General features: G+C 58.7%; 12 protein-coding genes and 1 pseudogene. 9 read left to right on the top strand and 4 right to left on the bottom strand.

Annotated elements, in window-relative coordinates:
- Positions 1-50: 50 nt before the first annotated feature.
- A complete protein-coding gene (gene htpG / locus ABNT42_RS10215) occupies positions 51-1,970 on the top strand; it encodes a molecular chaperone HtpG (RefSeq protein ID WP_348696646.1) in 1,920 nt (639 codons plus the stop codon).
- 69 nt (positions 1,971-2,039) lie between these two features.
- Positions 2,040-4,061: a CocE/NonD family hydrolase gene (locus ABNT42_RS10210; RefSeq protein ID WP_348696645.1), complete on the top strand. Its 2,022-nt coding sequence runs from the start codon at positions 2,040-2,042 to the stop codon at positions 4,059-4,061.
- Here the strand turns inward: ABNT42_RS10210 and ABNT42_RS10205 are convergent.
- The 4 genes and pseudogenes from ABNT42_RS10205 to kynU all read right to left on the bottom strand — a co-directional run bounded on the left by ABNT42_RS10205 (position 4,058) and on the right by kynU (position 6,913).
- Positions 4,058-4,156 carry a PEP-CTERM sorting domain-containing protein gene (locus tag ABNT42_RS10205; protein ID WP_348697133.1) on the bottom strand — a complete coding sequence of 33 codons (99 nt, stop codon included), beginning with the start codon at positions 4,154-4,156 and terminating at the stop codon, positions 4,058-4,060. The genes ABNT42_RS10210 and ABNT42_RS10205 overlap by 4 nt on opposite strands.
- A 9-nt stretch (positions 4,157-4,165) precedes the next feature.
- Positions 4,166-4,609: pseudogene (locus ABNT42_RS10200) on the bottom strand (CHRD domain-containing protein); the annotation flags it as partial.
- 159 nt (positions 4,610-4,768) lie between these two features.
- Positions 4,769-5,659 carry a tryptophan 2,3-dioxygenase gene (kynA, locus tag ABNT42_RS10195; protein WP_348696643.1) on the bottom strand — a complete coding sequence of 297 codons (891 nt, stop codon included), beginning with the start codon at positions 5,657-5,659 and terminating at the stop codon, positions 4,769-4,771.
- Between the two features lie 12 nt (positions 5,660-5,671).
- Positions 5,672-6,913: a kynureninase gene (kynU, locus tag ABNT42_RS10190; protein WP_348696642.1), complete on the bottom strand. Its 1,242-nt coding sequence runs from the start codon at positions 6,911-6,913 to the stop codon at positions 5,672-5,674.
- Between the two features lie 623 nt (positions 6,914-7,536).
- On the opposite strand from kynU, the gene flhD reads away from it, so the two are divergent.
- The 7 genes from flhD (at position 7,537) to ABNT42_RS10155 (ending at position 12,203) form a co-directional block, all read left to right on the top strand.
- A complete protein-coding gene (gene flhD / locus ABNT42_RS10185; RefSeq protein ID WP_155435052.1) occupies positions 7,537-7,854 on the top strand; it encodes a flagellar transcriptional regulator FlhD in 318 nt (105 codons plus the stop codon).
- A 29-nt stretch (positions 7,855-7,883) separates the two neighbouring features.
- On the top strand, positions 7,884-8,429 hold the full coding sequence (gene flhC / locus ABNT42_RS10180) for a flagellar transcriptional regulator FlhC (protein WP_155435053.1): 546 nt from the start codon (positions 7,884-7,886) through the stop codon (positions 8,427-8,429).
- 83 nt (positions 8,430-8,512) lie between these two features.
- Positions 8,513-9,214, top strand: a complete 702-nt coding sequence (locus ABNT42_RS10175; protein ID WP_348696639.1) for a class I SAM-dependent methyltransferase — start codon at positions 8,513-8,515, stop codon at positions 9,212-9,214.
- Between the two features lie 131 nt (positions 9,215-9,345).
- Positions 9,346-10,206, top strand: coding sequence for a flagellar motor stator protein MotA (motA, locus tag ABNT42_RS10170; RefSeq protein ID WP_348696637.1), 861 nt, complete (start codon positions 9,346-9,348; stop codon positions 10,204-10,206).
- A gap of 51 nt (positions 10,207-10,257) precedes the next feature.
- The gene (motB, locus tag ABNT42_RS10165; RefSeq protein WP_348696635.1) at positions 10,258-11,202 is read left to right on the top strand and encodes a flagellar motor protein MotB; all 945 of its coding nucleotides are present in this window, start codon (positions 10,258-10,260) and stop codon (positions 11,200-11,202) included.
- A gap of 22 nt (positions 11,203-11,224) precedes the next feature.
- Positions 11,225-11,773: a chemotaxis protein gene (locus ABNT42_RS10160; RefSeq protein WP_348696633.1), complete on the top strand. Its 549-nt coding sequence runs from the start codon at positions 11,225-11,227 to the stop codon at positions 11,771-11,773.
- 64 nt (positions 11,774-11,837) lie between these two features.
- Positions 11,838-12,203 (top strand): response regulator, encoded by a 366-nt coding sequence (locus tag ABNT42_RS10155; protein WP_155435056.1) that lies wholly within the window; start codon positions 11,838-11,840, stop codon positions 12,201-12,203.
- Positions 12,204-12,212: the final 9 nt, after the last annotated feature.

Raw genomic sequence — 12,212 nt, 5'->3', positions numbered from 1 at the left:
CACAAGACTATTCACAAGACTATTCACAAGACTATTTAAGGCTTATAAAAATGGCAGATACCGAAAAGCAGACCCTAGGTTTTCAGGCAGAAGTAAAGCAGCTGCTGCAGCTGATGATCCACTCGCTGTACTCGAACAAGGAAATTTTCCTGCGCGAGCTGATCTCCAACGCTTCCGACGCGTCGGATAAACTGCGTTTCGAAGCGATCAACAACGATGCGCTGTATGGCAATGACCACGAACTGAAAATCAAGGTGGCGTTTGACAAGGCCGCACGCACCATCACCATTTCCGATAACGGCATCGGCATGAGCCGTGACGAAGCGATCTCCCATCTGGGTACCATCGCCAAATCGGGCACCAAGGAATTCTTCGGCAAGCTGTCCGGTGACCAGCAGCAGGACGCAGCGCTGATCGGCCAGTTCGGCGTGGGCTTCTATTCGGGCTTCATCGTGGCCGACAAGATCACGGTGGAAACCCGCCGTGCCGGCGCGGCTGCCAGCGAAGGCGTACGCTGGGAATCGGAAGGTCAGGGCGACTATTCGGTGGAACAGATCGAGAAGTCGGGCCGCGGTACCGACATCATCCTGCATCTGCGCGAAGGTGAAGACGAACTGCTGTCGTCGTGGAAACTCAAATCCATCATCCGTAAATACTCCGACCACATCTCCCTGCCTATCGTGATGCAGAAGGAAGAATGGGACGAAGAGAAGAAGGAAACCGTCCTCAAGGACGAACTGGAAACCGTCAATCAGGCCAGCGCCCTGTGGGCCCGCAACAAGGCCGACATCACGCCGGAGCAGTACGACGAGTTCTACAAGCACGTCTCGCACGACTTCCAGGCACCGCTGACGCATACCCACAACCGCGTGGAAGGCCGCAGCGAATACACCCAGCTGCTGTACATTCCGGCCAAAGCGCCGTTCGACCTGTGGGACCGCAACAAGCGCGGCGGCATCAAGCTGTACGTCAAGCGCGTGTTCATCATGGACGATGCCGAACAGCTGATGCCGACCTATCTGCGCATGGTGAAAGGTGTGATCGATTCGGCCGACCTGCCACTGAACGTGTCGCGTGAAATTCTGCAGGAATCGCGCGATGTGAAAGTGATCCGTGACGGCTCGACCAAGCGCGTCATCGGCATGCTGGAAGAACTGGCCAATGCCGACGAGCAGGAGAAGAAAGACAAGTACACCACCTTCTGGACCGAGTTCGGTCAGGTGCTGAAAGAGGGTATCGGCGAAGACGCCACCAACAAGGACCGTCTGGCCAAGCTGCTGCGCTTTGCCTCGACCGCCAACGACAGCGACGAACAGAATGTCTCGTTCGAGCAATACATCGCCCGCGCCAAGGAAGGTCAGGACAAGATCTACTACGTCACGGCCGATAACTACGTGGCCGCGAAGAACAGCCCGCATCTGGAAATCTTCCGCAAGAAAGGCGTGGAAGTTCTGCTGCTGACCGACCGCGTGGATGAATGGATGCTGTCCTTCCTGACCGAGTTCGAAGGCAAGGAACTGGTCTCCGTGGCCAAGGGCGGTCTGGATCTGGGCGCGCTCGAAGACGAAGCGGAGAAGAAGGAACACGAGGAGACGGAAAGCTCGTACAAGGATCTGGTCGGCAAGATGAAAGAAGCCCTGACCGACAAGGCCAAAGACGTGCGCGTCACCTTCCGTCTGACCGATTCGCCAGCCTGTCTGGTGGCCGACGAGCACGAACTGTCGGGCAACCTGCTGCGTATGCTGAAGGCCGCGGGCCAGAATGCGCCGGAATCCAAGCCTATTCTGGAAATCAACCCTAACCACCCGCTGGTGACCCGTCTGAAGTATCAGGATGCCGGTTCGGCCTTCAACGACTGGGCCAACATCCTGTTCGATCAGGCTCTGCTGGCAGAAGGCGGTTCGCTCAGCGATCCGGCCACCTTCGTCAAGCGCCTCAATGAAATGCTGCTGAACGGCGCTGCCAAGTAACAGCATTGCTGGCTTCCTGCCGGAGTGTGCTATGTTTGCGCATCTGCAAGCACACCTCCGGGAGGAAACATGTCTCGATACACAGTGGCGCTGGCCAGCGCCCTGATGCTGCTTGCGCCTGTGGTACAGGCGCAGCTTACCCCTACTGCCACTACCTCCAGCACTGGCAATCCCGCAACCGCCGCTGCTGCGACGGCTCCCCTATATCCTGCACTGCCGAGCGAAACGCCGGATGAATTCCATGCGCCCGTAGACGGCCACGATTATGTCAAGCGCAGCGTGATGATCCCCATGCGCGATGGCGTAAAGCTCAATACGGTGATTATCGTGCCCCGTGGCGCCAGCCGTGCCCCCATGCTGCTGACCCGCACGCCGTATAACGCGGCCGAACTGACGGCCCATGCGGAAAGTTCGCAACTGGAATCCATCCTGCAAGGCTATGACAATGCCGCCGATGTGGTGGTGCAGGGCGGCTATATCCGGGTGATGCAGGATGTGCGGGGCAAACATGGCTCGGAAGGCGATTATGTGATGACCCGGCCGCCGGCCGGTTCGACCTTCAATCCCACCCCGGTCGATCATTCCACCGATACCTGGGACACCATCGAATGGCTCACGCATAACGTCCCTGAAAGCAATGGCAAAGTGGGCATCATCGGGATTTCCTATGATGGCTATCTGCCGCTGATGGCGCTGGTGCATCCTCATCCGGCATTGAAGGCCTCCGTGCCCATGAATCCCATGGTGGATGGCTGGCGCGGCGATGACTGGTTCCATAATGGCGCATTCCGGCAGGGGAGTCTGTCCTACATCCTCGAACAGGTAGCAACACGCCGCAGCGAAGTGAAGTGGTACAGCAGCCACTATGATGAATACGACACCTTCCTGCGCGCGGGCTCGGCCGGTGCGCTGGCACGTCAGCGCGGTCTGGATCAGATAGGTTTCTGGCGCAAGCTGAGCAGCCATCCGGCCTATGACAAATTCTGGCAGGAACAGGCGGTGGATCAGGTGCTGGCGCGCCAGCCTGTGAAAGTGCCCACCATGCTGGTGCATAGCTGGTGGGATGCCGAAGATATCTATGGTGCGCTGGCCGTGTACAAGGCCATCAAGCCGCTTGATCGCGATAATCAAGTGTATCTGGTGATGGGGCCGTGGAACCATGGCGGTGCCATTGACGAAGGCAGCAAGCTGGGGGCGCTACGTTTTGGCAGCGATACTTCGTTGCACTTCCGGCAGGAGATACTGCGTCCCTTCCTCGACCATTATCTGAAGGATGAGGCACCACCGCTCAATATCGCTGCCGTGTCAGCGTTCGAGACGGGCAGCAATAAATGGCGTGCACTGGACCGCTGGCCCAGTGGCTGCAATAGCGGCTGCAGCACGACGCCGACGGCACTGAAACTGGCGCCCGACAGCAAGCTGGCGCTGGGCCGCGCACCGGTGGCAGCGCCAGCCGTGCCTGCCAAGGCCACGGCCTATGATGAATATGTCTCCGATCCGGCCAAACCCGTGCCTTACCGCGCCCGTCCCATCTTGCCTGTCGGTTACGACGAGGCCAAGGGGCTGACATGGCCACGCTGGCTGGTGGATGACCAGCGCGAAGCGTCCGGCCGCCCTGATGTGCTCAGCTATACCAGCGAGGTACTGACGGCTCCCGTAAAAATCAGTGGCGAACCGATCGCCCACCTGCTGGCGGCCACTAGCGGCACTGACGCCGACTGGGTGGTGAAGCTGATCGACGTGTATCCCGATCAGGTGGCAGCGCAGCCGGAAATGGGGGGCTACCAGCTGATGGTGTCGGCCGATATCTTCCGTGGTCGCTACCGCGAGTCGCTGTCGGAAGCGAAAGCGCTGACGCCCGATACGCCGCTGGCCTACCGCTTTGCACTGCCGGCGGCCAACCATGTGTTTCTGCCGGGGCACCGCATCATGGTGCAAATCCAGTCTAGCTGGTTCCCCCTGTATGACCGTAATCCGCAAACCTTTGTGCCGAATATCTTCTTCGCCCAGCCTGCGGACTATCGTAAAGCCACCCAGCGCATCTACCACGATAGCTATATCGAACTGCCCCTGATTAGCAGCAAGCGCTAGCTGCGCCGGCGCCGGCGTGCCGCCAGCAGTACGGCCGGCACGCCCAGCCCCAGCATGGCAATGCTGGCCGGCTCGGGTACGGGCGGCGCCTGCAGGAAGCCGCGGATTTCTCCTTGCGGGTAGAGCGTGCTGTGGATGTTGAAATAGGCCGTGCCGCTGTCCAGTCCCATGGCGAAGGCTGATTCTGCGCCGGCAATGGTGCCGCCGTGGCTGGCAATGAAGGCGGGATTCTATGTGCTGCTCAGTGTCGTATCGAACACATGGCTGTAGGCGCCTGAATGTTCGCCTAGCGGGAAGCCCAGTAGCGAGGGCAGTTCCGTCATCACGGGGGCCGTGCCGCTACCAGCGAGGCTGGTACAGCAATGGATGTGGGCGGCCGTGCTGGTGCCTAGCAGTCCGCCGAAAGCCGTGTCGATTTCCAGCGTGTGCGCGCTGGCATCGAAGCGTACTACGGTGGCGCCGATGGCGCTGGAGGTATTGGGCGGGGCTTCCTGCGCGCCCGTCAGTATGGCCGTGTAGTTGGCGGCAGCAGCATGGGCTGCTGGCATTGCAGCGGCCAGCCCGCATAGCAGGCCCGTAGCAGCGGCCAGCCGGGCCCAGCGGTGTTGCAGTATAGGCTTCATCGTATTTCCTCCTCGCGCGACGGGTTAAAGGTCTAGCTTAGAGTGAGGTACGGCGGGCGAGTTCCCGCCGTGCCGGATGAAGTGCTACAGCTCCGTGCGCAGGGCGAACAATTCGGGGAACAGCACCACGTCTAGCATCTTGCGCAGATAGCTGGCGCCGGTCGTGCCGCCCGTACCTGTCTTGAAGCCAATGATGCGCTCCACCGTGTTGAGGTGGCGGAAGCGCCAGAAACGGAACGCCGTTTCCAGATCCACCAACTTTTCCGCCAGTTCGTACAGAGCCCAGTAGCGCTCGGTGTCGCCGTACACGGTGAGCCACGCCTGTTTGACCGACTCGTCGGCGCGGGTAGGCTGGGTCCAGTCGCCGTTCAGGCGTTCCGGCGCGATGGCTAAGCCATTGCGCGCCAGCAGTTTGACAGCTTCGTCGTACACGGAAGGCGCGTGCAGTGCCTGTTCCAGCACACTGTAGGTGTCGCTGTGGCTGGCGTGTACGCTAAGCAGGGCCGGGTTCTTGTTACCGAGGATGAATTCGATCTCGCGGTACTGGTAGGACTGGAAGCCCGACGAGGCGCCCAGATACGGCCGGATGGCGGTGTATTCGGGCGGCGTCATGGTCGCCAGCACATCCCACGCATGTACCAACTGGTCCATGATACGGGCCACGCGGGCCAGCATCTTGAAGGCTGGTGGCAGATCGTCGGCCTGCAGATGGGCGCGCACGGCGTGCATCTCATGCAGCATCAGCTTCATCCACAGTTCGCTGGTCTGGTGCTGCACGATGAACAGCATTTCGTTATGGTTGGGCGAGAGCGGGTGCTGCGCTGTCAGAATCTGGTTCAGGCCCAGATAGTCGCCATAGCTCATATCCTTGCTGAAATCCATCTGGGCGCCGTGCCACTGGGCGTCACCGGCGGGAGCAGCTGATGCTGGCGCATGCATGGGGCAGCCGCTGGCTGCTGTCTTGTTGTCAGTCATAGTGTTCTCGTGTCAGGTGACGGCGTCGCGTCGGGCATGGATATCGTATGCCTGCTGGTCCAGAATGTCGCACAGGATGTCGACGGCATCCCATACATCGGTAAAGCTGGTGTACAGCGGCGTAAAGCCGAAGCGCATGATGGCCGGTTCGCGGTAGTCGCCGATCACGCCACGGGCGATCAGGGCGGCCATCACGGCATAGCCATGCGGATGGGTGAAACTGACCTGACTGCCGCGCCGTGCATGTTCGCGCGGCGTCACCAGTCCCAGCGGATGGGCGGCGCAGCGCTGCTCCACCAGCTCGATGAACAGGTCGGTCAGGGCCAGCGATTTGGCGCGCAGGGCGGTCATGCTGGTCTGGTCGTAGATATCGAGGCCGCATTCCACCATGGCCAGCGAAACGATGGGCTGGGTGCCGCACAGGGCGCGCGCGATGCCATCGGCCGGCGCAAACACCGGTGCCATGGCAAACGGTGCAGCATGGCCCCACCAGCCCGATAGCGGCTGCTGGAATTGTGCCTGATGGCGCTCAGGCACCCAGATGAAGGCCGGTGCACCGGGGCCGCCATTCAGATATTTATAGGTGCAGCCGACTGCCAGATCGGCGCCATCGGCATGCAGATCGACGGGCACGGCGCCGGCCGAGTGGGCCAGATCCCAGATGATCAGGGCGCCGGCCGCATGGGCGAGGGCGCTGGTGACGCGCATGTCGTGCTGGTAGCCCGTGCGGTAATTTACATGGGTCAGCATGACAACGGCGGTTTGCTGATTGATGGCGCCGGCCAGTTCGGCCACATCGTCGATCAGGTGCAGGCGGTAGCCGCGCTCGAGCCAGCGGCTCAGCCCTTCGGCCATATAGATGTCAGTGGGGAAATTCGAGCGCTCCGTAATGATCACGCGGCGCTCAGGCTGGCCAGCCTGCATGTGCAGGGCGGCGGCCAGCGCCTTGAACAGATTGACGGAGGTGGTATCGGTCACTACCACTTCGCCGTCGCGCGCGCCGATCAGGGGCGCCAGCCGGTTGCCCAGCCGTTTAGGCAGGTCGAACCAGCCAGCCGTATTCCAGCTGCGGATCAGGTCATGCCCCCATTCCTGGGCAATGACCTGCTGGGCGCGGGGGAGGGCAGCGCGCGGGCGGGCGCCGAGAGAGTTGCCATCCAGATAAATTACTCCTTCAGGCAGATCGAACTGGGCCCGTAAGGGCGCGAGCGGATCCTGCGCGTCGCGTTCGAGGCAAGCATTGCGAGTTGTCATTTTGTAACTTTCTTGCAAGTGGAGACGATACTTTAGGCTTCAATAAATTGCCAAGGATGTCAGTGTAACAGGTTAAAAGTGCTTTTTTATGCCCTCCGCATAGGCTAGGGCGAGGGCGAAAACGGGCTGGAAGCCGCATGTTTCCTAGCTTTGCAAACTTTTTTAAAAATTTTTCGATTTTTTTCAAAAAAACCCTAAAGTTCCCCAAAACCCTGCCGATACCCTTTTCATGATGAGCAGAAAAGCGTCATCAGGCAGCGCAAGTAGGTGGGTGTAAATAATCGAAAAAAATTTAAAAATTTTTCGTTAAAACCCTAAAGTTCCTAAAAAAGCTGCCGTAACAGGGTTAGATGTAGCAAAAAAGAGTCGCCAGAAACGCAGTTTTTATTTCAGAGCAGGACTTTTTTTGAAGATCGAAAACCGCAAATTTCCTACGCTGCAAGGGCGTAGATGAGTGATCGGCGTGTGTTTGTCAGACAAACACCGACTGGTCGTGTTCGTCATTTCCCGGAAAAAAATACGGAGTTTGTCCACTACTCCGTTTTTTGTTGCTCACGCAGAATGTATCTCACTGGAAACGCAAATGTGTTTCTGAAGTGCAGATAACGGACGAGGAGAAGGAAATGACCGCTAACGATATGATGGCTGAAATTCGCGACGCCAACCTGAGCTACCTGATGCTGGCCCAGCAAATGATCCGCGCTGATAAAGTCACCGCGATCTTCCGTCTGGGTATCGCTGCCGAGATCGCCGACCTGATCGAAGGCATGAGCAATGCCCAGATCCTGAAACTGGCAGGCGGCAACATGATGCTGGCCCGCTTCCGCTTCGATGACAGCGCCATCCTGTCGATGCTGACCAATTACAATAAAGACCGCGTACTGGCCCAGTCGCACGCCGCCATCCTGATGGCCGGCCAGCCAGTCGAAGAAATCGCGTAATTACTGACTTTTGCAGCGGAGCCCAGATCATGAGCAAGAAAAGCGTCGTATCGGAAGCCCAGGAAATCCAGCTGGCCATCGAACTGATCCAACTGGGTGCACGTCTGCAATTGCTGGAGTCGGAAGTGTCGCTGTCGCGCGAACGTCTGCTCAAGCTGTATAAAGAACTGCGTGGCGTGTCGCCACCGAAAGGCATGCTGCCTTTCTCCACGGACTGGTTCCTGACCTGGCAGCCGAATATCCATTCCTCGCTGTTCATGAACATCCACAAGTTCCTGACCGAACATGCAGGCGCCACCGGCATCGAAGCCGTGATGAAAGCCTACAAGCTGTATCTGGAGCAGATGCCGCCGGAGCCGGGCGAAGAGCCGCTGCTGTCGCTGACGCGCGCGTGGACGCTGGTACGTTTCTTCAGCAGCAAAATGCTGGAACTGGCGCCTTGCGGCAAATGCCAGGGTAAATTCGTCGTCAACAGCATGGACCTGCATGGCAGCTATGTCTGCGGCCTGTGCCACATGCCTTCGCGCGCCGGCAAGACCAAGAAAGCCCGCGACGCCGATCAGCTGGCCGCGTGACGCCCGCCACACCTTCAACTTCCTATCTGCAGCGCGTAGGGCGGGCTCCCGCCATACGCGCTTTGCTTATTCAGTGCGTCAGTATGCCGCTGACCCTGCTGACCATCTATTTATTAGCGCGCCTGCATTTCCCCCTGAATGAATACAGTGCCGTGCTGCTGCAGGGCGGCTGGGCTGGACTGCTGACCTGGCGGCTGGGACTGGCGCGCTGGTGGCGCTGGATACAGCTGCTGTTTCCCGCCACGCTGATGCTGGCGCTGGCTTTGCAGTTGCCGCCATGGCTATTTTTGCTAGCCTTTTTGCTATCGCTGGGCTGGTACTGGTCGACCTTCCGCACCCAAGTGCCTTACTATCCTTCCACCCCTGAAATCTGGGATGCTGTACGTCAAGTTCTGCCGGCCGATCAGCCCGTGCGCATGATAGACATCGGTAGCGGGCTGGGTGGGCTGGTGCTGTATCTGGCCCGTCAGCGTCCGCTGGCGAGTTGCGTCGGCATCGAACTGGCGCCCCTGCCTTGGCTGTACAGCCGCCTGCGCGCCATGCTGAGTGGCAGCCGCGCACAGTTCTTATTAGGTGATTACGAGAAACTTGATTTTGCGCAGTTTCAACTGGTTTTTGCCTATCTGTCACCGGCTGCCATGCCGGCCTTGTGGCAAAAGGCGTCCGCCGAGATGCTGGCCGGCAGTATGCTGGTCAGCTACGAGTTTGCCATAGAGGGACGACCAGCCGATCAGACCATCTATGCCACAGAGACCGGTAAGCCACTTTACATATGGTACTTTTAAGCATCATTTAGCGTTATTCTCTTGCTCCTCCCCCTAGAGTCGCGTTATTGTAGTTCTATATGTAAATTTTTCTGAAATCGGCCGCCACATTGCTATCGGCAGTGCCGTTTTCACTCTAGGGAGCAGGGCACTTGTTAGTCATAATTGGATATGTGGTCGTGTGCGTGGGCGTGTTCGGTGGCTATGCCGCTTCCGGCGGCCACCTTGCTGCGCTGTTCCAGCCGCTCGAGCTGGTCATGATCGGCGGCGGCGCCGTCGGTGCTTTCATGGTCGGTAACACACCGAAAGCGCTGAAAGCCACGGTGGCAGCACTGCCTACCGTACTCAAAGGCTCGCCATATACGAAAGACCTGTATATGGAACTGATGTCGCTGCTGTTCGACGTGCTGTCCAAAGTACGTAAAGAAGGCCTGATGTCGATCGAGGGCGATATCGAAAATCCCGAGCAGAGCCCCGTCTTCAGTAAATACCCCAGCGTGCTGGCGGATCACCACATCGTCGAATTCATGACCGACTACCTGCGTCTCATGGTGTCGGGCAATATGGACGCCATGCAGATCGAGAATCTGATGGATATGGAACTGGAAACCCACCACCACGAAGGTGCTGTGCCAGCCCACGCGATTGCCAAACTGGGCGACGGTATGCCGGCGTTCGGTATCGTGGCGGCGGTGATGGGGGTGGTGCACACCATGGAATCGGTGGGTATGCCGCCGGCCGAACTGGGGATTCTGATTGCGCACGCGCTGGTGGGTACCTTCCTCGGTATTCTGCTGGCTTACGGCTTCGTGGGTCCGCTGTCCGGTCTGCTGGAACAGAAACTGGATGAGTCGAGCAAGATGTTCCAGTGCGTCAAAGTCACGCTGCTGGCCAGTCTGAATGGCTATGCCCCTGCGCTGGCAGTGGAATTCGGCCGTAAAGTGCTGTATTCGACCGAGCGCCCGACCTTCGCCGAGCTGGAGGATCACATCAAGAAATCGAAATCCAAGTGAGCGGCCGCTTGAGCATGGCTGGAACTGCAGAATACGGGGTAAGGAGCTGGCATGGCTGAAGAAGGCTTACGGCCCATTGTTATCAAGAAGATTAAGAAACATGGCGGCGGCCATCATGGCGGCGCCTGGAAGATTGCCTATGCCGACTTTGTAACGGCGATGATGGCCTTCTTCCTGCTGATGTGGCTGCTCGGCTCGACCGCCAAGGGCGACCTCGCTGGGATTTCCGAGTATTTCAAACAGCCCCTGAAGGTGGCGATGTCGGGTGGTAGCGCGGCCGGTGACAGTTCTTCCGTCATCAAGGGCGGCGGCAAGGATATTACGCGGCAGGATGGTCAGGTCAAGGCCAGCAACGATCAGGATGCGACCAAAAAGGTCAGCCTGCAGCAGGCCAAGGCGGCGCTGGAAGCGGAGGAGAGCACCCGGCTGGCTTCGCTGAAGGAAAAGATCGAGAACAAGATCGAAGCCAACCCGCTGCTGAAAAAATACAAAGACCAGTTGTTGCTGGATATTACTAGCGAAGGTTTGCGCATACAGATCGTCGATGAGCAGAACCGGCCGATGTTTGCCTCTGCCAAAGCTGAGCTGCAGCCTTACACGCGCGAGATCCTGCACGAAATTGGCTTCGTACTCAATGATGTTCCGAACAAGATTGGCTTGTCAGGTCATACGGATTCGACACCATTTCTTAGCGACAACGGTTATAGTAACTGGGAACTCTCCTCTGACCGGGCGAATGCCTCGCGTCGCGAGCTGATTATCGGTGGCATGGCCGAGTCCAAAGTATTGCGCGTGGTGGGACTGGCATCGGCCAACAATCTCGATAAAGTTGACCCGTTCAACCCCGTCAACCGTCGCATCAGCATACTGGTGATGAATAAACGTACCGAGGAAAGTGTGCTGCGCGATGGCGTGCGGCAGATTGAAGTCGGGGCGGAGGAAGAAGCGGCCGCCGCAGCGCCACCAGCGCGCGGTGTTCCACCGGTGCGCAAATAAGCGCCGCATCAAAGAGACAGTTATGACGAGAAAAAAGATACTGGGATCGCATGTCAAACGCCTCATGTCGGGCGTGGCTGACCATGGGCGCCAGCATTTGACCGAAGTGGAGACCGATCTGATACAGACTGGTCTGCTGCTGGAAGAAGCTATCGAAAAATTGTCCTTCAACTTCATGGCCATCCACAAGGCCGTCGAAGCGGAGCAGGCCACCATTGCCCAGTTGCTGGCCGGTGGCGAAGTCACTGAAGAGCAACGCACCCAGCTGGCCGCGTTGCAGGGGCAGGTGGGCGGCTATGTGAATGCTGCCATTACCAGCTTGCAGTTCCAGGACATGACCAGCCAGCTGCTGGACCGTACCCTCAAACGTGTTACGGGCCTGCGCGAATTCCTCAGTACCATGAGTGCACACGGGGCCGAAATGCTGCCCGAAAGCGATAACGAAGAGATCGTCGACCTGCTCGGCAAGGTCAGCATGGCGCTGGCTGTCCAGAGTCTGGAGTTGCGCAGCGTGCTGCGCAAGGCGGTCAGCCAGCAACACCTGGAGAGCGGCGACATCGAACTGTTCTGAACGCCGCCCCGGATAATGAATCAACCGGACCCTGAAGTCCGAAATTTAATGAGTGAGAAGAGAAATGGCCAAGACGATACTTGCAGTTGATGATTCCAGTTCCCTGCGCCAGATGGTGGCCTTCAGCCTGAAAGCGGCTGGCTATCAGGTGGTGGAAGCAGTGGACGGTCAGGACGGACTGGACAAGGCCAAGCAGCAAACCGTGGATCTGGTGCTGACCGACCAGAACATGCCGCGCATGGACGGCCTGCAGCTGATCAAGCTGCTGCGCGAGCTGCCCACTTACCAGAAAACCCCGATTCTGATGCTGACCACGGAATCGTCGGACGAGATGAAATCCAAAGGCCGTGCGGCCGGTGCCAACGGCTGGCTGGTCAAGCCGTTCGACCCGCAACGGCTGATCGAGGTAGTGAAGAAGGTCATAGGCTGATCCCGCGCA

It is taken from the genome of Duganella fentianensis (genome assembly GCF_964031615.1).
Lineage (GTDB): Bacteria > Pseudomonadota > Gammaproteobacteria > Burkholderiales > Burkholderiaceae_D > Rugamonas > Rugamonas fentianensis_A.
The sequence above is the reverse complement of the archived record's forward strand: the minus strand, read 5'-3'. Positions and strand labels throughout refer to the sequence as shown.